Raw genomic sequence first — 22864 nt, forward strand, 5'->3', positions numbered from 1 at the left:
TTACGAGATGCTTCCGAAGAGCCTCAGCTCGGCGATGTTGATCCAGTTGTTGTTCGTGATCCTCAGGTAGCGATAACTGACGGCTGATGTTCCGTCGGGTCGTGCCCAGCTCTGCCAGCTGAGCGCGCCGACCGCGTTGTTCGTCACACGGGTCCAGGTCGTGAGATCGTTCGAACCCTGGATGTACATTCCGCTCGCCCTACTCGTGCCGTTGGCATCCTGCCGAACAAGCAGTTCGGCGCCGTCAAGCCGGATGCTGTGCCCCGCTCCCGCATCGATGGTCTCGTAGTACTGGCCGCTCACGGGTCCTATGTCCGAGAAGGTCGCCGCGTTGTCGTCGAACATGTTCTTGACGTACTTCAGGTTGGCCGTGTCCGGCTGCCCTGTCGCTGTCACCGGAGTCATTGTGCTCAGCGGGTCGGCTATGAGCCCCACGTCCGATGTCAGGAACACACTGGACGCGTCAGTGGTCCGTGTCAGCGCTTGCCTCTGCTCACCATTCGGCCCGGAGTAGGTGATGCGGAACGCGAGCTTGCGGCCGGGGGTTGCATCGGAATCCTCCTTCAGGAAGGCGTGCCAGGACGTGCCGCTTCCTGTGACGATCGCGTCGGACCCGTCGATGCTCGCATCGACATTCGTGATCGTCTCCGAGGTGGTGAAGTCAACGGTGACTGTGTCTCCCGCGACAGCGATACCGGGTTCGGCGTCCGTGCTGCTGGCGTGCGCCGAGACCACGGAACTCACCGGTGGCGCGACTCGGGCCCCGAAGAGCCTGAGTTCGGCGATGTTGATCCAGTTGTTGTTCGAGATCCTCAGGTAGCGGTACGGCACGGGCGAGCCGCCCGGCCGCAGGGCTAGGGTCTGCCAGTCCAAAGTGCCGTGGGCATTGTTGGTGATGGTCGTCCATGTCGACTGGTCGTTGGACCCCTGGATGCTCAACCCTCCGGCCCGACTGGTTCCGTTGTTGTCTTGGCGCACGAGGACCTCGGCACGAGCTAATGCGACCGAACCGCCGTCTCCGAAGTCGAGCGTGATGTAGTACTGACCGTTGACCGGGCCGACATCGGAGAAGGTCGCCGCGTTGTCGTCGAACATCTTGGCTACGAACGGCACCTTCGAGGTCTCCACATCTCCGGCCGGGGACACGGGCGTGGAGATGCCCGGCACGTCGCTGATCAGCCCTTGGGAGTCGGACAGGAACAGTTTCGTACCGTCGCTCGTCACCTCGAGGGGGTCTGCCTTCTCTCCGTCGGCCGTGGTGTATCCGATGGCGAAGCCCGCCAGCTGGCCCGAGGCGATTGAGCTCGGAAGTACGGCCGTTGCAGTCCACGAAGTGCCGGAGCCCCCGATCGAAGCCGTCTGGCCCGCAATGGAACCGCTCACTCCATGGATCGGTTCCGTGCTGGTGAAGGCGACGGTGATCGTGTCGCCGTTACTGGCGATCCCCGGTTCAGGGTCGTTGGAGCTGATCGACGCGGTGGCGATGCGGTCGACCGCCTCGTGCCGCGCGCCCTGAATGTGGAACTCTGCGAGGTCGAAGATGCCGGGGAAGTTCGGATCCGTCGGCGCACCAGGATCGTCGACCTGCACTTTGAAGAATCGGAATGCCTCGTCTGTCAGAGACGGATCCACCGGAAGGGTCTCGAGGGCGTTCGTGTTCGTCGTCTCCTTCGTGGTGAGCTTGGTCCACGTGATGTCGTCATTCGACCCGTACACGTTGGCGCCCTGGGAGCGGTTGCCGAAGGTCTGACGAGCCTGCAGCTCAAAGGCGGTGCTCTTCACCCGGTATCCTCCGCCGAAGTCGACGGTGAACGAGTTGACGCTGAGATCGCCGGGGAACGTGTAGTTGTCGTCGTCGGTGAGGTAACCCGCAGTGCCCGAAGGCAGCGTGGACGTGGTGATACTTGCGTAGTCCAGGGTTCCGTCACGCAGCCGCGGATTGAGTAGCCGAAGCCCGGCCACAGCCTTCTGAATGCTCGAGAGTGCGACCGCGAACTCCGCGTCGCTGTCGGAGCTCATCCCCGCCGTTGCGTCGGCGACTGCCTCGTCGAAGGCCGCTTTCGTCGGTGTCGTGTATGTCTCGGTCGAGTCGTGGCCGCTCTGTGCGAGCGCGAGTGCCGCTGTCCGGTCCTTCCCGATCCGAAGAGCGACCTTCAGTGCTGTCGTCGTGGTGCCGTCGTCCGCCTGAACGACGAGTTGATGATCGCCGACATCGTTCCTCGAGGGGCTCCACCGAAGCGTGCCGTCCGCGGAGTCGACCGTGACTCCTCGGGGTTCGGCCGACGCGCTGTAGCTGACGGCGTCGTTCGAGTTCGAATCCACCGCGGCCAGGGCGACACTCATGGGCGTGCCTGCGATTCCCACGAGGGTTGCGTTGCCACCCTGCGGGAAGACGGGTGGAGTGACGGTCCCTGCGGCATTCGGGATGACGTAGTCGAGGTCGAGGTCGCCATGTGACCCGGCGAACGTGTAGTAGACGATGTTGTTGCTTCCGGAATTCCAGCCGGGCACGACGGAGGTGTCCATGTCGTAGGTGACCATCCGCCACTGCCCGTGCGTGTCCGGAATCGTGATCGTCTGATAGGGAGACGTGCCCGGTCTGCTGCGCACCTCCAACGTCGATACTGAGTTCGTGCGCACCCTGATCGCGACGGGGCTGTAGCCCGTCAGGCTGCCGTATTGCATGGTGCGCACGGCAAGGGTCGTGCCCTTGGTGCCGAGCCGGGCGCGGAGGATCCTGTTCCCGCTATCGTCGACGGACTTCGCATCGCCGCTGATGATGGATGCCTTCTGCACGAATGACACGTTCTTGTCGGGCTGCGGGACCGTTTCGCCCTTCGCCGCCGCAGGGATCGAGAGCCAGTAGTCGTCGCCGGTCAGCGTTCCACCCCAGAAGCTTTGCAGTCCGTCGGAGCCGACCTTGGTTCCGACCTCGTTGGTGTTGAAGTTGTAGAAGAGGGCTCCATCGCGCTGCTGGAACTGTTGTGCGACGTACGGCGCCACCTTGGAAACGTCGACATGTTCGTCGTAGGTGTAGACGTGGTAGAGCTCGTTGAGCGAGTTGCTCCAGCGCCCGCGGTATGACTGAGCGAGCTTGCCGCCCTGTCGGGTTATGTCGACCCAGGGGATCGTGTAGCCGTCCATGAAGCCGAAGAATGCGTTGCTGCCGGCGAGGAGCCGGTTCCCTAAGAACCGGTATGGGTCCACGGCGTTCTTCTTCGTGGAGACGGTGCCTGCCGACGGGTCGAGCTTGGTGCCCTGAGTGTTCACTAACCGCGCGAGAGTTGTCAGGGTGAGCACATCGTCGGCCGCATGCGCCTGGTCGCGCCCCATCTCCAGATGGTTCACGAAGGAGTGCCCGTAGGGGTTGTTCGGATCGTTCTTGTCGATCAGTCGGTACATCGATGCGAGCGCGCCATTGACATCCTGCTCGGGTGCGGTCGAGTTCACGGTGAACCACTCGACCGCCTGGTCGTAGCGTGCGCGGTTGTCGGTGAAGATGTAACTGGCCATGGCGCCCTCGAGCGGCAGCGTTCCCTGATTCATGTACCAGGCGTTGCCGTAGTCCATCGTGTCGACCATGGGAACGGCGAAATTGTTCGTGAAATCGGCTGTGTCCTGGTCGGTCCATTCCAGGGGATACGCGTCGGAGCTCGGCACGGCCGAGGTGTATCGGAGCAGCTCGGCTGCGGCCATGATGCGGTACACGAAGGGCCCGGTCTTGATCTCGGCGTCCGCAAAGAACTTGTATCCACCCGGATTCATGTGGCTCCAGATGCGCACGATCTTCAACGCGTTCTCCCGGTAGACCGGGTTCCCCGTGAGGTAGTAGAGAATCGCCTGCGTGTACGCGCCCTCGGAATCCTGTCCGAGCTTGTTGCTTTCGTCGACGCTGTTGAAGTCGGCTTCAGCAGGGATGCCTTCGCCGGATCCCTGATTGGCGGAACCGAGAGTGGTGCTCGCGTAGCTGGTTGCGAGCATCCCCTGGTAGTAACTCGTCCACGGTTCAGCCCCGGCGAGCAGTTCAGTTCGCGTGGTTTCCAGACTGGAAGCGTCGACGCCGACGCCGGGATGCACGAACCCTGCAGGACTCGTGGTCTTGGCTATCGTGACCGAATCCGTCACCGCCGGCGCCGTATTCGTATCCGCCAGTGCGGCATGCGTGGGCACGAGGCCGGACGCCACCACGGCTGCCGCCACGGCGAACGCGGCCCATCCTCCTCGCGCTTTCTTCAGCCCGAACATTCGTCTTTCTCCTCCAGTGCAGAATTGGCGGTACTTCGTTGTGATGTGCTTGGCGTCGGCGTGGCATCGAAAACCCGCCCGCCGCATCCCTTCCGCTAGTCGAGGTAAAGCACCACGGTGCTCTGGGGCGGGACCGCGATTCCGCTTGCCACCGCGACGTGCTCCGTGTTGCCGTGGAATCCGTGCGGCGGAGTGCTCAACAGACGAGCGGTCCCCAGACCGGTCACTTTCACAGTGAAGATCTGGTCGATGGTGGTGTTCATGCCCACCAGATACCGGCCGTACCGAAGCTCGTAGTAGGGGGCGATGCCGACGAGAGCCTCTTCGACGCCGAGCTCCGTGGAGCCCAGTGCGGGGTGGGCGTCGGACGGGATGATCGCCAGCGGAAGTACCTCGCCCGCGTAGGCCTGGTGCACCGTGTCTCCTGGCGGCGTTATGCCTCCGAGAGGGAAGTTCGAGCCGCCGTTGCTGTCATTGATCGTGTAGTCCTGGTTCACCCAATCCTGCACAGTGAACGTGCTCGAACTGAGCGCGCCCCCGGTCTTCTGCCGAACCGTCGCCGACTGTTCGGCCGACGGGCTGAGCAGGTGCACGCGGCCCCAGCTGTTCACGCCCTGTCGCGCCCTCCAGTACAGCGAAGCGAAGAACAGCTCCTGCCCGTTCTTCACGGCCAGAACGCCGTCGACCTCGTCGGTGAAGACGAAGTCCGGAGCGTCCCAGTCCACCGGCATCCGCTCGCTGGATACGGGAAGCGCGCGATAAGCATCCAGGTCTCGGGCGAGCATCCGCGTGGCGTTCAACTGCACCCGGTTGCTCGTGTTCGTGAACATCAGATCGAGCTGCGGAGCGAACTGCCCATCGTCGAACATCTCCTGCGTCCACCCGGTGAGCTTCGGGTCTCCGAATGCGGCGGCGGCCATGACCGGGCTGCAGTCCCAGACCGTCCGCGAGGCGTAGACGATGACACCTGGGTACTGCTCGTTGCGCCATCCCACGACGGTCTCGAGCCTCGCGACGCGGTATCCGTCGGCATCGGCATCGAATTGCCTGAAGTAGCCGCGGGCCTGAACCATCTTGACCATCTGGGCACGCACCTCGGGAGCCGGAACGGCCCCGAAACCGCGAGTGATGGACTCGTACATCATCACCAACCAGTCGGTGACCTCGCCGTAGCTGCCCACGTATCCGAGTTCGCGGGTCAGGCCCTTCGGCGTGACCACGTAGTAGTCGGTCCCGAGCGGCTTGGTCCGGGTGCCGTCTGGCAGTTCCGGGCCGTACCACGGCTTCAGGCCGATGCTCTCGTAGATCCATTCACGGGCGCGTGACTCGGGCCAGGAATCCTTCGGGGAGATGAGAGACAGCCCGCGGTTGGCCTGGTAGATGCCGATCGCCGTGATCTGCGCCTGGTTGGAGTAGTGGCGCATGTTCTGTTTCCAGTAGTCGCGGCTGGAAAGCAGCATGTCGGTGTAGGCGGCACGACGACCTGGCAAACCGGCTGGCGCAGGCGGTGTGCCGGTGACGAGACGCATCGAGACGTCGTCGAACCATGCCGTGCCCGTGCCCTGCACCCGAAGGTCGATGCGAACCTTCGTCGCCCCAGACGGCACGGGTAATGCCGCGGTGATCTGCTGCCAATCGTGAGTACCCGTCGGGCCATAGAACTTCTGATCGGACTTCACGATCTGCCCGGCGTCGTTGTAGAAGAGGATGTCCAGAAACGGGCCGGGCGCGGAGACGGAGTCGGTCTTGCACCAGACGCCGAAGGAGTACGTGCCGGTGCCAACCAGAGGGCGGCCGGCGATCGTCACGCCGACGGCGCTGCCCGCGGTGCCGTTCGGGTTGGCCACGATTTTCAGCGACGCGCTTCCGCTGTGCGCGACGGTCGTGTCGGTGCTGACGGTGCCGGACCCCAGCCACGTGGCGGTATTCCAGCCGGCGGTGCCGAGCTCGAATCCGGGGTTCGCGACGGTCGTCGGCCCCGTAGTCACGGTCTTGTCGAGCTCGTCCTGGATGTCCTCCCATAGGTAGGAGAGCACGAGTCCGACGCGACCGAAGCCCTGCCATTGCTGGTCGGAGCCGGTGAGCACGGTGGGATCGGCTTTCCACGCGTTGTATCGACTGTCGATCCCAGCGCAGATCGCGGTGAGCGCGTCTGGATTCTGGTATCCGGGGCTGGCCTTCCAGGTGTACGCCTCGGCGAGCATGTTGAATCCCCAGGCGTCTGTGCCGTACGCGCCACCGCCGTAAATGAGTCGGTTGTGCTCGGCGAGAACCGAGGCGGTGAGCTTCGCTATGGCGGCGTCGTCCTCGTTCGGGCGAGCCTTCGTCGCGGGCACCGTGCCCAACACATCCGTGGGGGCAGGCGAGAAGTACGGATCGGTGTGCGTGTAGACGCGGTAGACCGGCCGGGACGGCTCCGTCTGGTTGTAGTAGTACGTGCTGACGGTGCCGCCGTAGTCCCAAATGCGGCCCATGGAACGGATCTCTATGTCGAGACTCGTCTTGCCGTTCGTATATCTCTCGGGCAGCGGGAGGGTATGGAAGAAGAAGCGCCCAGGGCGGCGGGGGTCGGTGCCCAGCTGATCGAGATTGTCGACCGGCCCCTCGTCGTACCATCCGACCGATTTGCCGTCGACGAAGAGCTGGAGCCGCCAGTTGTGCGATTCATCCGCTTTGTCGGCGACGTCACCTCCCCACAACTTCACGGTGAGATAGGTCGTCTGCGTGGGGTCGACCTTGACTGTGAGGGCGGCGGATCCGCCCCACCAGCCCGGGGTCGCCTGAGGGTTGAAGACGCGGGCGGGTTGAGACAGCGCGCCGGCAACCACGTCGGAGAGCGATGCGCTGAACGCGTGCGCCTGCTCCGATGCAGCGTCGCCGAAGACCACGGTGTCGAGTGGCTCGTTGAGCGATGGCTTCCCGCCAACGGCGTGCAGACCGGTCACGGGTTCCGCACGTGCGGCGGCCGGCGTCCAGATGAAGGCGTTGGTCGCGGCGATGCCCGCGGTTGCTGCGGCGGCTGTCAGGATGCTCCGTCGGCTGATCTCGTTGCTCATGCTTTCTCCGTTCACTTCGTTGTGGTGCTGGAAAATCGCGAACACGGCTCCCCCACCGCGTCGGGCGCACGGCATCTCACCGACCGCGCGTGGGCGCGAGGCCGACCGGCTCGGGCGGCGAGCCGGTCGGCCGCCCGAGCCGAGAATCCGAATCGGACTACTTCTGGGCTTTGAGGTAAGCGCTGACCTGCTTCTGCATCTCGTTCTGCAGCTTGCTCAGGCCCGCCGACTCGGCAGCGGACTTCAACTGGTCGAGCTGGCTGTCGACATCCACGGCGCCGTAGTAGAGCGGGTTCGCGTACTGAGTGATGACGTTGTTCATCGCGGCGGCGGCCTGTTTCACCGGCGTGACGTCGGGGATGAACGATGCGAGAGAGGCCTTGGTGAAGTTGTTGTAGTCCTGGGCCCAGTCGAAGACCTTGGACTCCGAGTCGGTCATGAACGACGAACGCCGCTCGAGCTTGGTGCGCCACAGCAGGGCGAAGCCCGGGAAGGCGTACGTGCTGAGCTGCTTGACGCCGTTGTTGTCGACCGGTTCCCAGTCTGTGCCTTTGATCCCGTATTCGAGCAGGTCGTGATTCTCCTGGATCGACACGTAGTCCTGCAGCGCCAGCGCTCGGTCGACGTCACCGCCGTTCGCGTTGACCACGACGAGGTTGTCGGCCTGGAAGGTCTGAAGCGGTTTGGCCGAGGTCAGCGGGCCGCCGAAGGGAAGGACCTCTTCGAGATCTGCCGAAGGCACAGCCTTTCGCAGGGCGACGAGCGCGTTGCTGGCGGTGCCGTCCGTGATGGCCCATTGGCCTGCGAACTTGCCCGCCTCGAATTGAGCCGTTGTGGTCGCGCTGTCCGCGTTGAGGCCGTTGGCGTTGATGATGCCGTCTTGGTAGTACTTGCGGATGCGACGCAGCGTTTCGACGATCTGGTCGTTCTCCCAGAACGGCACCGGATCGGCTGAGCCGGCCGCGAGCTTCTTCTCTTCGAAGCTGAAGTAGAGCCCGGAGCCTGCGAAGAGCGTGTTGAAGTACTTCGTCGGGTTCTCCCAGCCGGACTGGTCGAAGAGGCCGACCGGTCCTTGAGGCCCGATTGCAAGTTCGAAGGTCTCGTTGGATGACACTGCGAACGGTGTGACGCCTGACTCCTTCTGCTTGATGGAGTAGAAGAACTTCTCGAGCGTGCCGTAGTCCTGAATGGTGTCAAAGCCGTACTTGTCGGCGAGGTCTTTACGGATGCTGAAGTGCTGCACCCGGCCAGCGCTGTTGACCTGGGGGATGCCCCAGAGGTGTCCGCTCCATTTGTTCGAGGAGAGCAACTCGGGTGCCAGCTGCTTCGACAGGTTCGGCCACTTGGAGATCTCCTTGGTGAGATCGATGAGCGACTTGTCCTGCTGCAGCTGTGCCATGTTCAGCCAGAGCGCCTGGAGCGCGGTGTCGAACTTCGCACCAGCGGTGAATTTGAGCAGCGACTGCTGCGCGTAGTTGGTCCAGTTGATGAACTGCGCATCGAGCTCGAAGCCATGCTCCTTCTTTAGGCCCGCATTGAACTTGGCCAGCACGGTCTTCCAGTTTGTGGGTGCAGTGCTGGGCAGAATCGCCATCGAGCTGCCTGAGAGTGCTCCGCTGCTCGACGAGCCTGACGGCGTGCATCCGGCGAGGGTTCCCGTCAAGCCGAGACCGATCGCGGCGGCTCCGCCCATGGCGAGGAACCCGCGACGGCTGATTGTCGTGGACATATCCGTGTACTCCTTTGTGAACAGACTGCGAGGGGGTGAGGGGTGGAGCGGAGTCAGCCCTTCGTCGCGCCGAGCGTGAGCCCTTTGACGAAGAAGCGCTGGGCGAAGGGATAGGCGAAGAGGATCGGGGCGATGGTCATGACGGTCATCGCGAACCGGAGCTGGTAGACCGGCGCAGCAGCCTGAGACGCGGATGCGCCGGGCAAGGTCGCAGCGTTGGTCACGTTCGAGATCAAGTTCTGCAGGATCAGTTGCAGCGGAAATTTGTCAGGGTCGGAGATGAACAGCAACGCCATGAACCACTCGTTCCAATACGTCACCGCATAGAAAAGGCCGAGTACGGCCAGAATCGGTTTGGAGAGCGGGATGACGATCTGGAAGAAGACGCGCAGTTCCCCTGCGCCGTCAATGCGCGCCGAATCGAGGATCTCCTCCGGCAGTTGCCGGAAGAAGCTCACCGCCACGAAGATCAGGAACGGCGCCAGCATGACGGGCAGGATTACCGAGAACCAGCTGTTCGAGAGGTTCAGCACCTGCGTCACGAGCAGGTAGAGCGGTACAAGGCCGCCGGTGAACAGCATGGGGATGTAGGCGAAGACCGTGAGTGCCCGACTCACGCGTGGCAGCCTCCTCGCGATGACCCAGGCGAGCGATGCCGTACACGACAGCGACAGCGCCGTTCCCACGACGGTGATGAAAAGGGATGCGATGTATCCGTTGATCAACGACTGTCCGGTGAACAGCATTTGGTACGCGGCGAGCGAGAAGGGGGCCGGCCAGAAGCTGTAGCCGTTGGCGGCAAGGACCGACTCGTCCGTGAACGAGCCGGAAACGATCATCCAGAGCGGCACGAGACAGAACAGGCCGAAGATCGCCACGCAGACGTAGCTGATGATGGTGAACGGCTCCAGCTTCGCGCGCGCCGGGCGCGGCGCTGCCGGTACGGCTGGGGTGACCTCGTCGAAGACGGTCTCCGCCTCGATGTCCGTGATGGTCTGGGTGCGACCGGAAGAGATGAGGCTCACAGGATGCTGCTTTCCTTGTCGACGCGGCGCTGTACGAACACCGCGGCGGAGACGAACACGAAGCCGACGACGGATTGAAAGAGACCGATGGCCGCCGTGGTCCCGAAGTCGCCGACGGTGCGCAGCGAACGGAACACGTAGGTGTCGATGACATCGGTGGTCGGAAAGAGGGTCCCGTTATCGCCGACGATCGCGTAGATCGTCGCGAAGTCGCCGAAGAAAATGCGACCGACGCCGAGCACGATGAGGATGCCCATCGTGGGAAGCAGAAGCGGGGTGGTGACCGACAACGCCATGCGCGCCCTGCTGGCGCCATCGATCGCGGCAGCCTCGTAGATCTCTTCCGGGATCGAGGTGATGGCGGCGAGGAAGATGACCGAGGTGTAACCGCCCAGCTGCCACACCTTGACGATCGTGAGAATCCAGGGCCAGGCGCCCGGCGTCGTGTACCAGTTCACCTGCGGGAGGTCGACCACGTTCAGAAGGTTGTTCACCATGCCGCCACGGCCGCCGACCCCGGCAAGCACCGCCTGCAGGATGATGCTGATCACGATCGGCGAGACGAAGTACGGGAAGAAGATGATCGACTGCCCGAATCGACGGGTGAAGTGTCCCTTGATCTCGTTCAGCATCAAAGCGAGCAGCAGACCGGCGGCGAGCGAGGCGGCCAGGAACAGCGCATTCAGGAAGATCGTGTTGACGACGATCCTTGGCGCATCCCCGCTGGAGAAGAAGTACGCGAAGTTCTGCAGGCCGTTCCACGGGCTGCCGAAGATTCCCTCGCTGACGTTGAAGTCCTTGAAGGCGACGACCAGTCCGGCCATCGGCCCGTAGGCGAAGACGGCGAACCAGATGACGCCAGGCAACGCGAGAAGCAGAAGCCCGGCTGTGCCCCGGCTCGTCGGTTTGCGGCGGCGGGGCGCGACGACGGCGCTGCGTGGTGCGGCGACTGCGGTGCCTCGTTGCACGTGTGGACTCCTCATAGTCTCGATCAGTTCGCTATGGAACTAGTTTCACAACCGCGAAGCTAGACCACCTCGAGACGCAAGTCAAGCGACCTGAAGCGACCTCTGGCGCAAACCGCCTGCCCGCATGTGAAGGCGGATGCCTGCGGCGCTACGGCGAGTACGATCCCCTGCATGTCCACTGCACGCAAAGCTCTCAACCCGCGACAGGGCGGTTCGCGCGGTCCAGCTCGAGTGGGTGCAGCGAACCTTCGCGACGTCGCCGCGCGGGCAGGCGTATCCCCCGCGACGGCCTCAAGGGTCTTCGGTGGTCACAGCAATGTGCATGCCGACACGCGTGCCCGGGTGCTCGCTGCCGCTGACGAGCTCGGGTATGTCGTCAACGGACTCGCACGGGCGATGACCGGGCGAGGCCCTGGCACCGTCGCCTTCGTCGTTCGTTCGATGATCGGCCCCACGTTCGCATCGCTGGCAGCCGGCGCCGAAAGCGTCGCGAGAGCCAACGGGCATCTGCTGCTGATCTCGACGACGGAGGGCGACCGGGAGCGGGAACGCGAACTGGTCTCCACACTGCGGGAACAGCGAACGCGGGCCGTGCTGTACGTCGGTTCCACGGAGTCGGACGCCGAATTCGACTCACGAATTGCGGGATACGCGAAGGATCTCTCCGATGTGGACGCCTCGCTTGTGCTGTGCGGACGCCCTCCGGTGAAGGGCGCACCAGGCATCGTCAGCGTCGACTATGACCACCGAGCCGGCGTGGGTGTGGCCGTGGACGAGCTGGTCGCACTCGGCCACACACGCATCGGGTACCTCGGCGAAGGCAAAGGCATGACGACGGCCGAACAGCGCATCGACGGGTACCGAAAGGCGATGAGCCGCCACCGGCTGCCGCACCCCAGGGACCTGGTCGGCAATGCGGCCAACACGGAGGAAGCCGGCGAAGCCGCGGCTCGAGAACTCCTGTCCAGCGACGCACGACCGACGGCGATCGTCGCGATGACCGACAACATCGCCGTCGGCAGCTATCGAGCGGCGAGGTCGTTGGGCATCCGGATTCCTGAAGACCTCTCGATCGTGGGCTTCGACGATGTGCCGTTCGTCGGGGACCTCACCCCCGGCCTGACGACGGTGCACCCGCCGTTCTTCGAGGTAGGCGTTCACGCCGCGAAGATCGCGCTGGGACTCGAGCCGGCGCAGCACGTGCTTCTGCAGCCATCCTTCGTGCGGCGCGGCTCGGTCGCCCCGCCAGCAGCACGCGTCTGATTCGCAGCCCTCGCCGACAGACCATGGTTCTCGTCAGAGGCAGTTGCAATCCGTGCATCTTGTAACTAGTTTCAGTGCTGCGGGCTTTCCGCCGTGAACGACACTGATCGATGAGGTTTCAATGACGAGCGCCCCTGGCAAGACCGAGTCGGCGGCACGGCCCCATGGGGAACCGGCGAGGTCGGCTGTGAGCTTCGCCATCATGATGAGCCCGCCCGACCTCGCGGATCATCTGTTCGGCGCCGACCTGAACTCGTTGCGGATCGACGGCGCCAAGGCTCTGAGCAAGGCGCCTTTCAGCTCCCTGGACGATGTGGACGCCCGACGCGCCCTAGCCGACGCCGAAGTGCTTATCACGGGCTGGGGAGCGCCTGCCCTCAGCGACGCGGACCTCGATGGCGCGCCGAAGTTGAGATATCTCCTGTACGCCGGCGGGCAGGGCTCGTCGCTCTTGCCGGCGAGTGCATTCAGCCGAGGCATCCAGGTATCCAATGCCGGCTGGTTGAACGCGATTCCCGTCGCCGAGTTCACCGTTGCGATGATCGTTCTGGCGAACAAGCGGGCCTTCCAAGCACGACGGATGTATCGCCAACGACGAGCACGGATCGACCGCGAGCTCGAATTCCCCACGAGCGGAAACCGCGACAAGACCGTAGGCATCGTAGGTGCGTCACGCATCGGCCGAATTGTTCTCGAGCGACTCCGCGACCACGACCTTCACGTGCAGATCTACGATCCGTACCTCACCGCAAGCGAGGCGCGACGCCTAGGCGCACTGCGCGTCGACCTCCATACGCTCATGAGCACCAGTGATGTCGTCACACTGCACCCACCGCTCAACGCATCGACCGAGGGCATGATCGACGCCGATCTCCTGGCTGCGATCCCCGACGGCGCCACGCTCATCAACACCTCGCGTGGCGGCATCGTCGACCAGGACGCCCTCCTCGTGGAGCTGCGCACGGGTCGCATCGAAGCCATCCTCGACGTGACGACCCCCGAGGTCCTCCCGCGGGAATCCGAGCTCTACACCTTGCCGAATGTCTTTCTGACCCCACACATCTCCGGTTCGATGGGCACAGAGATCCGTCGCCTGGGTGACCATGTGGCCTCCGAGCTGGAGCGGATCGTGCTTGGCCGACCGCTTGCTTTTCCTGAGGCCCTGGACCGATGAACCTGCATGTCGAAGAGTTGGCGCCGGCTCACGGCCGGCGCCGCGGAACGATAGTGGCTCTGCCTGGGCTGGCCGAATCGGCTGGAACACTGCGCGTCACAGCTCAGCACTGGGTCGGCCGCGGGTTCCGGGTGCTCTGCGTGGACCCGCGCGGACATGGGCTGTCGCCCAGGTGGACTCCGGAGTTGCTGCAGCGTCATCCCGGCGATGTCATCGCCGAGGAGGTTCTGCACACCATCTCGCCATTCCTCGCTGGCGACCCTCTCATCGTCTTCGGGCATTCTGCCGGCGGGTCTGCGGGCGCCGCGGTTGCAGCATCTCACCCTCAAGGCCTGGCGGGCGTTGTGCTCGAGGATCCGTTCTGGCGCCTCCCGGTCACACCTCACCAGGACCGCGGCGTGGCCGCTGCAGCCGCCTCGGCACTCGAACGCCAGCAGGCGATGCCGGATGCCGAACGCCGACGGGAGATCGGCGAACTCTTTCCTCTCTGGCCGGCCGACGAACTCCCCGAATGGTCTCTGGCGAAGGAACGGATGGATGTGGCGTTAGTTCTGAACGGTGACGTCATCCCGACGCGAGCCTGGACCACGCTGCTGACAGATCTGGCGGAGAGGTCGGTACCCGTGCACATCGTCACGGGCACCATCGCGATAGGGATCACGGCCAATCATCGTGCGATTGCGCGGACTTTCGGCGCCGATGTCAGGGTCATCGAGGGAGCCAGCCACTTCGTCAGACGGGATGCTCGCAAGCGATTCCACGCCGTCGTCGACGAGTTCCTGGACGAAACGGTGCCGATCGACGACTGAGCCGCCGCGCGACCGTGCCGCACGTGACGAATGTCACGTGCCATCCGTGACGGATGCCGTGTTCCCGCCCTCGATCAAGAGAGCAGGGTTGCCGCATGAAGACGTTTCTGCGCACTCTTTCGCTCGCCGTGGCCTCCGCCGTCACGGCGGAGTTCCTTCTCGGCGATCAGTACTTGAACGGGATGGCGTCGCTTGGGCAGCAGTTCGCCCAACTCGTGCTGTTCACCGCCTTCTACGGCTCGGCAGCGGTGCTGATCCGCGAACTCGCACGACGCGCGCAACTCGGATGGCCGGGCATCCTGGTGCTCGCCCTCGCCTTCGGCGTCATCGAGGAGGGAGTCGTGACGCAGTCCCTCTTCAACCCCGACTACGTGGGCCAGCACCTGCTCGCCTACGGATTCATCCCGTGGATCGGCACGGCAGGACCCTGGCTGGTGTTCGTGCTCACGCTGCACGTGGTGTGGAGTATCGGATCGCCGATCGCAGTGATGGAGGGCGCGTTCGGAGAGCAGCCCTGGGTGCGCCACCCGGGCTGGCTCGCGGTACCCGCCGTGCTCTACGTGCTGGGCGGAGCGGCGATCTTCTTCGCTTCCTGGGCAGCGGGTGGCTTCATGGCCGATGCGTGGCAGCTGATCGCCACCGTCGTGATCGCTGTCGCCCTCATCGTCGTCGCGTTCACAGTGCGCCTCAGGCGGGAACCGCTTTCGGCACCCGGGCGTGGCACCGGCTTTGTCGCGTCGCTTGTCGCTGGCCTGGTGCTGAGCGGGGCGTTCCAGCTCGCGTTCGGCCTGCTCCACCCGTTCTCGCCGTGGCTCTCGGTCGCAGGGATGCTCGTGGTGATCGTGGCAGGCATCCTGTTCGCCTTCCGTGCCCGCCCGGATGCGTTCGGTTTCGGCTGCGGCGCCATCCTCACCTACTGCGCGGTCGGCTTGCTGCTGCACGCCGGACCAACGGGGCCCGCCGCGGTTGCGGAGCAGTCCGTGCTCGCGCTGATCACCCTCGCGGTGCTCGCGACTATGGTCGTTCGGCGCCGGCGGCACCGCACAGTTGAGGCCGCACGGGTTGACGCGACCGTATGAGGCGACGCGGCTGTCACTCGGCGCGTCGTCCGGACACAGCCGCGTTACGCCTTGACGGCCACCTCGAATATCTCGGAGAGCGGTGACTCCAGTCTTGCTTCGGCTTTGACCCGTTCGCGGACTGACGCGTTATTGGCTTCGAGTCGACGTACGTCGGCTTCGGTCTCCCAGAACGAGATCACCAGAGCCTTCCCGTTATCCCGATCGACGAGGTAATAGAAGCCCTGGAAGCCCGATAGGTCGGGCGCGCTAGCGAGTTGCTCACGCGCCAGGCCGCTCAGCGCGTCGAGCTTCTCGGCGGGCTGACGAACCGTTTGTACCCGTGCAAACATCATTCCTCCCATGTTCATGATGAGACATCAGCGTCTCACAATGAGACCTTTCTGTATAGCCCAGCTATGCTCTCACCGGGAGGCGTTGAGAACCGTGAAAGCGACCAGGGGCGAAGCAGCACGCCTTCGCACGCAAGCGGCGATCATCGACAGTGCCGCGACCGTCCTCGCCGCGCGCGGCGACGCGGCGAGCATGGATGAGATCGCGACGTCTGCCGGCATCGGCAGGGCAACGCTCTACCGCTACTTCCCCAATCGAGAGTCCCTGCTCACCGCGATGGCGGAGGCGAGTGTGCGCGAGCTCGCCGCACGGATAGAGGACGCCCACCTTGACGCGGTGCCGTTCGACGAGGGCTTGGCCCGTCTCGCGCGCGCCGTCATCGCCACCGGCAGCAAATACGTCGCCCTCGATGCCGACAGCAGCAGCTACAGCTCTATGTACCCGGACTTCGATGCCCGCGTGACCGAACCGATGTTTGCCCTGTTTCGCCGCGGAATCGCCGACGGCTCGCTGAGGCGGGATCTCCCGTCCGATGTGCACATCGACCTGTTCTCCGGGTTGATCAAGGGAGCGCTCACGGCGACCGCGAGCGGGCGCCGTGGAATAGAAGAGAGTGCCGCCGCCGTCACCTCGGTCTTTTTGAGAGGAGCCGGCGCAGCCGCATGACTGGCGACCGATCCGCTCTCCGACGAGCCTCCCGGTTAGCGCTCGGACGTTCGCACCGACTGTTGCTGCGTCGCGGCATCCTTCGACTCTCGGCCGATGCGAGACAGCGAGCGGTCCAGCACGCTGATCAGCAGGAAGACGATGGCGATTCCGAGCACCACCCAGCCAAGGACGTGGAGGCCGGAGGTGGTCGCCCGCTCGCCGTAGACGCTGCCATAGATGACCGACGACGCGATCGAGCCCAGGTACATGAAGGTGCGCAGCAGCCCTGCGGCCGAACCGATGCGCCGGGGATCGGCCTGGTAGTACAGGGTGTTCTGGATGGCGAGGTTGTTGAGCCCCTGAGGAATGCCGAGCACGATCATGGCGGCGACGATGAACCAGATCGGGGAGTCGTCACCCATGAACAGCACCAGGAGACCGGCCACGACCTGCGCCGCGGAGCCGAGCACGAGCTTGAAGCGCACCTCCGGTCGCCTGCCTAGAACGACCGCTACGACGATGCCGGTTGCGAAGACCGGTAGCAGCACGAGGCCGGCCGCTGTAGGCGTGAGCCCCCGGCCGTCTTCGAGCCATTGGGTGAATCCATAGACGAAGAGATACGCGATGGTCGCGGTCAGGAACGACCGCAGGTACGTCAGCACGAGTGGAACGTTGCCGCCGAGAACGCGGAGATCGACGAACGGTTCGACCGGCGTGCGCAGCTCCCACCACGCGAAGGCGACGAATGCGGCGACCGCGAGCGCGAGCATCCAGAGCAGTTGCACCCCGATGTTCTGCAAGAAGACGAGTAGTGACACCATCGCGATCGCGAAGAACAGGATGCCCCACCAGTCGATTTTGGGCCTGGCATCCTTGGACGGCTCGAGGCCCGTGCGACGCGGCATGAAGATCCAGCCGAGTATCAACGACGCCAGCCCGAGGGGGATGTTCACCGCGAACGTGGCCCTCCACCCCCAGCCCGCGATGAGCAAGCCGCCGAGTGTAGGGCCGATGACCGCCGTGGTCTGGGTCGTGACGCTGAGGGCGGTGAGGATGCCCGCCGGGCTCTTGAGCCCGGTGCGCTCGCCTTCGCTGCGGATCAGGTGCATCGCGGCGGGATAGCCGGCGCAGGTTCCGAGTCCGAGGATGACGCGAGCCGCCACGAGCCACCAGATGCCTGTTGAATCGTTCGGAGCGATGAGGCCGACAAGTCCCGCGACTGCGACGAGCCCACCGCCCAGAAGGAAGAGCGTCTTCACGCCGAAGATGTCGACCAGTCGGCCGACGAGCGGTTGTCCGATCGCCGTCGCCAGGTAGAGGCTCGAGACGAGCCAGACCGTGTCGCTCGCCGGAGCGCCGAGCGCGATGCCGATCGGCGTGAGGGCGACGGCGATGATGGCGGTGTTGATGGGGTTCAGCACCGAGCCGAGCATCATCGGTGCAAGGAGCCGCCTGTCGAAGCGGTCCCCGGGCGGCGGCTTCAAAGCCATCAGGCGAGCACCCGCTCGAGGATGCCCGTCGCCGCGGCGACGACGCGCAGCTCGGCTGAGTCGAGCCCGGCGAGTGTCTCTTCGAGCCAGGCGGCGGCGGCTTCCTGTTGGTTCTCGGAGCGCGCAGAACCGGACTCGGTCAGATGAATCAGCTGACGCCTGCCATCTGTCGGATCCTGGCTCCGCGTCACGAACCCCGCCACCTCCAGCGCCTCGATCGTTGCAGCCATCGACTGCGGCCGGACCTTCTCCACGGCAGCCAACGCACTCACGGTCGCGACGCCACCCTTCGCGAGCCGCGCCAGTGCGGATGCCTGCGCGGGCGTGAGCGAGCCGTCCGCACCCGCTTCCCGGAAGCGCCGCAGCAACCGGGCGATAACCGCCCGCAGATCGATCGCGGTTTGAAACGCGCTCGGGTCGGCACGTTCGGCTCCGGGCCCCGTCGCGCTCTCCGGCGCCCGAACAACCGAGTTTCGGGACTGTTCACCTGGGTCCACGGCGGCGCCGGCTCGTGCGCCCGTTTGCGGTTCAGCCATATAGACAGTTTAGGCTGTGCAGTTGTACCTGTCTAATGCCGAAAGGGCGACATGACGACCGCACTCCTCCTGATGGACTTCCAGAACAGCATCCTCGCCGGGCGCCCCGGAGCGGAGCCGGCGGCTGCGGCTGCGAAGCGCGCGCTCGCAGCGGCTCGGGATGCCGGCATCCCCGTCGTGTTCGTGCGTGTCGGTTTTCGGGCGGGCATGCCAGAGGTGAGCGCAAGGAACAAATCATTCGGCGCCGCAAAGGCATCCGGAGCAGTACTGGACGAGACGGCTCCGGCAACCCAGATCGTCGACGCATTGAGCCCACTGCCCGATGAGCCGGTGGTGGTGAAGCGCCGGATCGGCGCATTCGCCTCGGATCTCGCCGTCGTGCTCAGCGGCTTGGGCACGACCGACCTCGTACTCGCCGGCATCTCGACGAGTGGGGTCGTGCTCAGCACCATCCGCGACGCCGCGGACCGCGACTTCGGGCTCACGGTGCTCCACGACGCGTGCTTCGACGCCGATGACGAGGTGCACAGGGTCCTGACCCAGAAGGTCTTTCCTCGCCAGGCCGAGGTGGTGAGCACAGAGGAGTGGATCGCGAGCCTCTAGGGATTGAGGCCTGTGACGGAAGCGAGCGGTAGGCGGCGTCAGCCGTCGCTTCGAAGTCGTTCGGTGTGGCGTCGCTGCACTACCGTGGCCCCCTTGATGAAGCGCTCGACGGTGCCGAGCTCCGTCGCGCTGAAGTGTGCCGTTATCTCCGACTCGCTGTCCTTCAGGAGGGGAGCGATCATCGAATTCGCCAGGTCGCGAACCGCCGAAGTGGCGCGGACCAGAACCTTGCGCCGGTCATCGGCGTGCGGCGAGCGCACAACGTAACCCACCGCCTCGAGCCGGTCGAGCATGGTCGTGACGCTCCCGGGCGTCAGGTCGAGTTGTGCCGCGATCTCGCGCGGCGTGATGTCGTCCTCGAACTTCGAAATCAGGATCTCGAGGCATCGCAGGTCCGTCCTGTTGACGTGAAGCACTCTGGCCATCTCGCGATCGAAGTCATCGACCGCCGCCTGGTACTGCTGCATCGCGAGCCCGAGGGTAGCTATCTGAGTCGCCAAGTCGTTTGACATTCAAACCATCCAGTCCTAAGGTCGTTTGAGGCTCAAACAATATCACGCGGAAGGACGCGCTCTTCATGACCAAGGCACTCATCGTCGGCGGTGGCGTCGCTGGTCCGACGCTCGCCGTTGCTCTACGCAAGATCGGCTTCGAGGTCGACATCTTCGAGCAACTACCTGCTGATGCGGACCAGCGTGGTTCCTGGATCAACTTCCAGGCAAACGGACTCGATGCACTGCGCTCCATCGGCGTCGGCGATTGGATCGAGAACATCGGCTACCCGGTCGACACCATCAGCTTCATCAATGGGAAAGGCCGTCTGCTCGGCACGATGCCGATGGCGTTCCGTCGGCCGGACGGTTTGACCTCGAGGATGATGCCGCGCGCCAGGCTCTTCACTGCGCTGGCCGAGATGGCGAGGCACCATGGGGTGCAGGTCCAGCACAACAAGCGCATGGTCGAGGCGAGCAACACCGGGTCGGGTGTGGTTGTGCGCTTCGACGACGGGACCGAGGCGAGCGGCGACATCCTGATCGGGGCCGATGGCATCCACTCGCAAATCCGTCACGTCATCGACCCGACCGCGCCGCGACCGCGGTACGTGCCGGTGCTCAATGTCGGCCACTACATTCCGGACTTCACGGTCGATGTGCCTGAGCGAGACTTCCGCATGCAGTTCGGAACACGATGCTTCTTCGCGTGGATGAACACGCCAGACGGCGGCACAGTCTGGTTCGCCAACCCGCCCATGAAGTCCGAACCGGCTCGCGGCGAGCTGTCAGGCATGACCGACCAGCAGTGGCGCGCCTGGCTTCGCACCCTGATGGCCGGTGATGCGGGCCCTGCCTTGCAGATCATCGATGCGACGCCGGGACCGCTGACCGGATGGGCCACGTACGACATGCCCGTTGTGAAGAAGTGGCACGACGGCTCTCGCATTGCGATCATCGGCGACGCCGCCCATGCCACGTCGCCCGCGGCCGGCCAGGGCGCGTCAATGGCGTTGGAGGACGCCGTTATCCTCGCGAAGTGCTTGCGGGATTGCCCGAGTGCGGCGATCGCCTTCACGACGTTCGAATCGCTGCGCCGTGATCGTGTGGAACAGATCGTCGCGCTTGGACACAAGTCCTCCACGGACAAGGCTGCCGGGCCCGTCGTCCGAGTCATCCGAGACGCAATACTCCCCGGGAAGTTCCGGGCGGCGTCGAAGGACGGTGGACAGTCGATGATGTGGCTCCAGGGGCACCACATCGACTTCGACCGGCCCGTATTCGGGCCGGTCGAAGGTGTCTCGACATCCCACGCCTCACCGAGCTGATGCCCGCGCCGGCACCTATTCGTATCGCAGCGAAGCGACAGGATCAGCCTTCGCGGCACGCGCCGCCGGCAGGGTCCCCGCGACGAATGCGATTGCCATGACCACCAGGATGATGACGCCGATAGAGGCCGGGTCGAAGGCGAGAAGGTGCAGTCCTGGCAGGTTAGCCAACAGCGATCCGGAAAGCGCTCCGCTCACGGCCGCCCCCACAGCGATTGCGACACCGGCGCCGAGTGCGCTTCCGAGGAAGCCGATGAACGCTGCTTCCAAGCTGAAGAGGCTGAACACACGCCCGCTTCCCATTCCCATGGCTTTCATCAGCCCGATCTCTCTGGTGCGTTCCTGGACGCTCATGAGGAGAGTGTTGACGATTCCGAAGCTGGCGGCGAGGAGCGCGATGACGGCGAAGGCGTTGAGTACCAACACGATTCCGTCGATCACAGTCTTGAACGTGCCCAGCTGGTCGGCGACCGTGGTTCCCGTGTACCCCGACTTGAGCAGCCGGTTCTTGAGAGCGGTGACCTGCTGGTCGGAGGCCCCAGGGCTGAAGCGGATGCTCGCCTCGGCATAGCGCTGAATCTGGTTCGACGGCACGCCCGTGTTCTGGGCGGTGAAGAGCGCGTCGGTCAGGGCAGCGTTCGGCGTGGCGCTCGGCCCGGTCGGCGAGGCGATGCTCTGATCGGCCACCCCGACGATGGTCGCTTCTACGATGTGCTGCGTACGAAGCGCGTCCGTGACGGCAATGGAAACCTTCTTACCGAGCGCCGACTTGTTGTCGCCGAATCCCAACGGTTTGACGAACGATGTCGGCAGCGCCACTTGTTGTTCGGCGGAGGAGTCGTCCGGCTGGACGCCTGCGACGAGCTGGATCCTTTGCCCGGCGATGAGGCTTCCCATGCCGATCACGTATTTTGAGCCGCTTCGGCCCTGGATGAAGTCAGGCGAGACCGATTTGGTCGCTTTCACGCTGCGCACGCCGTCGATGCCGGAGATCTTCTTCAGGTCTGACGGAGTAAGCGCCACCACCGTTGCCCCGGGTGCGCCTGGGCCTGTGCGGGCAATGGCATTGGGGTCGTATTTGACGGGTCCCGAGTTCGCGGCGGCGACACCGTTCGTGTGCGAGGTGCGCGTCACTGTCATGACGTCTGCTGCCCCCACAGCATTGACGGTCTTCCCGATATACGCGTTGATTCCGGTGCCAAGCCCGTTGGTCAGGGTGAGTGTGAACGCACCTACGAAGATCGCCAGAACCGTCAGAAGCGTCCGCGTTTTGGACCGGAATGTGTTGCCGACCGCGGTGCCGATCAGATCGATCGTCTTCATGCCGCCACCGCCACGGATTCCTCGACCAAGAGGCCGTCCCGGATCAGGATCCGCCGATCGCAGCGAGCCGCGAGGTCTTCATCGTGGGTCACGACGATGAGAGTGATGCCGCTTTCGCGGTTGAGCGTGAAGAGGATGTCCTCAACCACCGCGCCCGTGGTCGAGTCCAGGTTGCCCGTCGGCTCGTCGGCGAAGATCACGCGTGGATTGTTCACCAACGCCCGGGCGATGACGGCGCGCTGCTTCTGACCGCCGGAGAGATTGACCGCCTTGTTCTTGGCCTTGTCGTCAAGTTCGAGTTGCCGCAGTGCCGCCAGCCCCCGTCGCTTCCGCTGCGAGCGTCCGATACCCGCGATCTTCATCGGGAGCACCACGTTATCGAGCACCGACGTATTGGAGGTCAGGAAGAACTGCTGGAAGACGAAACCGAAGGTCTTGTTCCTGGTGCGGTTGAGATTCCGCCCCTTGAGCGACCGAGTGTCGGTGCCTTCGAGCTCGACCGAACCCGACGTTGGTACGTCGAGCAGTGCCAGCACGTGCATGAGCGTGGACTTGCCCGATCCACTCTTTCCGACGATGGCGACGCTCTCACCTTCCTGAATGTCGAAACTCACGCCCTTGAGGGCGTCGAAGCGGTTCGGCCCTCTCCCGTACGACTTGCGCACGTTCTTGACACTGATGATGGATGTCGTCATCGTTGGTTCCTCCTGGGATGCTCGGCGATTGCGACGCCTTGCCCAGACTGCGCGATTCTGACCCTCGCC

Annotated in this window: 18 protein-coding genes; 7 read left to right on the forward strand and 11 right to left on the reverse strand. The window is 64.4% G+C overall.

The window, feature by feature from the left end:
• From ACO2Q7_RS07985 to ACO2Q7_RS08005, 5 genes are all read right to left on the reverse strand, one after another.
• Positions 1–4245 carry a putative Ig domain-containing protein gene (locus ACO2Q7_RS07985; RefSeq protein ID WP_423355072.1) on the reverse strand — a complete coding sequence of 1415 codons (4245 nt, stop codon included), beginning with the start codon at positions 4243–4245 and terminating at the stop codon, positions 1–3.
• Between the two features lie 95 nt (positions 4246–4340).
• Positions 4341–7301 carry a hypothetical protein gene (locus ACO2Q7_RS07990; protein WP_423355073.1) on the reverse strand — a complete coding sequence of 987 codons (2961 nt, stop codon included), beginning with the start codon at positions 7299–7301 and terminating at the stop codon, positions 4341–4343.
• A 157-nt stretch (positions 7302–7458) separates the two neighbouring features.
• The gene (locus tag ACO2Q7_RS07995; protein ID WP_423355074.1) at positions 7459–9030 is read right to left on the reverse strand and encodes a DUF3502 domain-containing protein; all 1572 of its coding nucleotides are present in this window, start codon (positions 9028–9030) and stop codon (positions 7459–7461) included.
• A 53-nt stretch (positions 9031–9083) separates the two neighbouring features.
• Positions 9084–10055, reverse strand: a complete 972-nt coding sequence (locus ACO2Q7_RS08000; protein ID WP_423355075.1) for a carbohydrate ABC transporter permease — start codon at positions 10053–10055, stop codon at positions 9084–9086.
• Entirely contained in the window at positions 10052–11023 is a 972-nt protein-coding gene (locus ACO2Q7_RS08005) for an ABC transporter permease subunit (RefSeq protein WP_423355076.1), read from the reverse strand. The genes ACO2Q7_RS08000 and ACO2Q7_RS08005 overlap by 4 nt, the downstream gene beginning before the upstream one ends.
• Positions 11024–11194: 171 nt before the next feature.
• Between ACO2Q7_RS08005 and ACO2Q7_RS08010 the strand changes: the two genes are divergently transcribed.
• The 4 genes from ACO2Q7_RS08010 (at position 11195) to ACO2Q7_RS08025 (ending at position 15348) form a co-directional block, all read left to right on the forward strand.
• Positions 11195–12286 carry a LacI family DNA-binding transcriptional regulator gene (locus ACO2Q7_RS08010; RefSeq protein WP_423355077.1) on the forward strand — a complete coding sequence of 364 codons (1092 nt, stop codon included), beginning with the start codon at positions 11195–11197 and terminating at the stop codon, positions 12284–12286.
• A 121-nt stretch (positions 12287–12407) separates the two neighbouring features.
• Positions 12408–13460, forward strand: coding sequence for a hydroxyacid dehydrogenase (locus ACO2Q7_RS08015; RefSeq protein ID WP_423355078.1), 1053 nt, complete (start codon positions 12408–12410; stop codon positions 13458–13460).
• Positions 13457–14269 carry an alpha/beta hydrolase gene (locus ACO2Q7_RS08020; RefSeq protein ID WP_423355079.1) on the forward strand — a complete coding sequence of 271 codons (813 nt, stop codon included), beginning with the start codon at positions 13457–13459 and terminating at the stop codon, positions 14267–14269. The genes ACO2Q7_RS08015 and ACO2Q7_RS08020 overlap by 4 nt, the downstream gene beginning before the upstream one ends.
• Before the next feature lie 95 nt (positions 14270–14364).
• Positions 14365–15348: a hypothetical protein gene (locus ACO2Q7_RS08025; protein ID WP_423355080.1), complete on the forward strand. Its 984-nt coding sequence runs from the start codon at positions 14365–14367 to the stop codon at positions 15346–15348.
• 44 nt (positions 15349–15392) lie between these two features.
• Here ACO2Q7_RS08025 and ACO2Q7_RS08030 read toward each other — a convergent pair whose 3' ends face one another.
• Entirely contained in the window at positions 15393–15698 is a 306-nt protein-coding gene (locus ACO2Q7_RS08030; RefSeq protein ID WP_423355081.1) for an antibiotic biosynthesis monooxygenase, read from the reverse strand.
• A gap of 76 nt (positions 15699–15774) precedes the next feature.
• Here ACO2Q7_RS08030 and ACO2Q7_RS08035 point away from each other — a divergent pair, with 76 nt between their 5' ends.
• A complete protein-coding gene (locus tag ACO2Q7_RS08035) occupies positions 15775–16347 on the forward strand; it encodes a TetR/AcrR family transcriptional regulator (protein ID WP_423355082.1) in 573 nt (190 codons plus the stop codon).
• A gap of 35 nt (positions 16348–16382) precedes the next feature.
• Here ACO2Q7_RS08035 and ACO2Q7_RS08040 read toward each other — a convergent pair whose 3' ends face one another.
• Both ACO2Q7_RS08040 and ACO2Q7_RS08045 read right to left on the reverse strand, forming a co-directional pair.
• Positions 16383–17819 carry an MFS transporter gene (locus tag ACO2Q7_RS08040; RefSeq protein WP_423355083.1) on the reverse strand — a complete coding sequence of 479 codons (1437 nt, stop codon included), beginning with the start codon at positions 17817–17819 and terminating at the stop codon, positions 16383–16385.
• Positions 17819–18355 (reverse strand): MarR family winged helix-turn-helix transcriptional regulator, encoded by a 537-nt coding sequence (locus tag ACO2Q7_RS08045; RefSeq protein WP_423355084.1) that lies wholly within the window; start codon positions 18353–18355, stop codon positions 17819–17821. The genes ACO2Q7_RS08040 and ACO2Q7_RS08045 overlap by 1 nt, the downstream gene beginning before the upstream one ends.
• Before the next feature lie 51 nt (positions 18356–18406).
• Between ACO2Q7_RS08045 and ACO2Q7_RS08050 the strand changes: the two genes are divergently transcribed.
• Positions 18407–18958, forward strand: a complete 552-nt coding sequence (locus ACO2Q7_RS08050) for a cysteine hydrolase family protein (protein ID WP_423355085.1) — start codon at positions 18407–18409, stop codon at positions 18956–18958.
• Positions 18959–18996: 38 nt separating this feature from the next.
• Here the strand turns inward: ACO2Q7_RS08050 and ACO2Q7_RS08055 are convergent, their stop codons facing one another.
• Positions 18997–19470 (reverse strand): MarR family winged helix-turn-helix transcriptional regulator, encoded by a 474-nt coding sequence (locus ACO2Q7_RS08055; RefSeq protein WP_423355086.1) that lies wholly within the window; start codon positions 19468–19470, stop codon positions 18997–18999.
• A gap of 65 nt (positions 19471–19535) precedes the next feature.
• On the opposite strand from ACO2Q7_RS08055, the gene ACO2Q7_RS08060 reads away from it, so the two are divergent.
• A complete protein-coding gene (locus ACO2Q7_RS08060) occupies positions 19536–20777 on the forward strand; it encodes an FAD-dependent monooxygenase (protein WP_423355087.1) in 1242 nt (413 codons plus the stop codon).
• 15 nt (positions 20778–20792) lie between these two features.
• On the opposite strand, the gene ACO2Q7_RS08065 is transcribed toward ACO2Q7_RS08060, so the two are convergent.
• Together ACO2Q7_RS08065 and ACO2Q7_RS08070 are read right to left on the reverse strand one after the other, a co-directional pair.
• On the reverse strand, positions 20793–22100 hold the full coding sequence (locus tag ACO2Q7_RS08065) for an ABC transporter permease (protein ID WP_423355088.1): 1308 nt from the start codon (positions 22098–22100) through the stop codon (positions 20793–20795).
• Positions 22097–22795, reverse strand: coding sequence for an ABC transporter ATP-binding protein (locus tag ACO2Q7_RS08070; RefSeq protein WP_423355089.1), 699 nt, complete (start codon positions 22793–22795; stop codon positions 22097–22099). The genes ACO2Q7_RS08065 and ACO2Q7_RS08070 overlap by 4 nt, the downstream gene beginning before the upstream one ends.
• Positions 22796–22864: the final 69 nt, after the last annotated feature.

This window comes from Rathayibacter sp. KR2-224, assembly GCF_049446075.1.
Lineage (GTDB): Bacteria > Actinomycetota > Actinomycetes > Actinomycetales > Microbacteriaceae > Humibacter.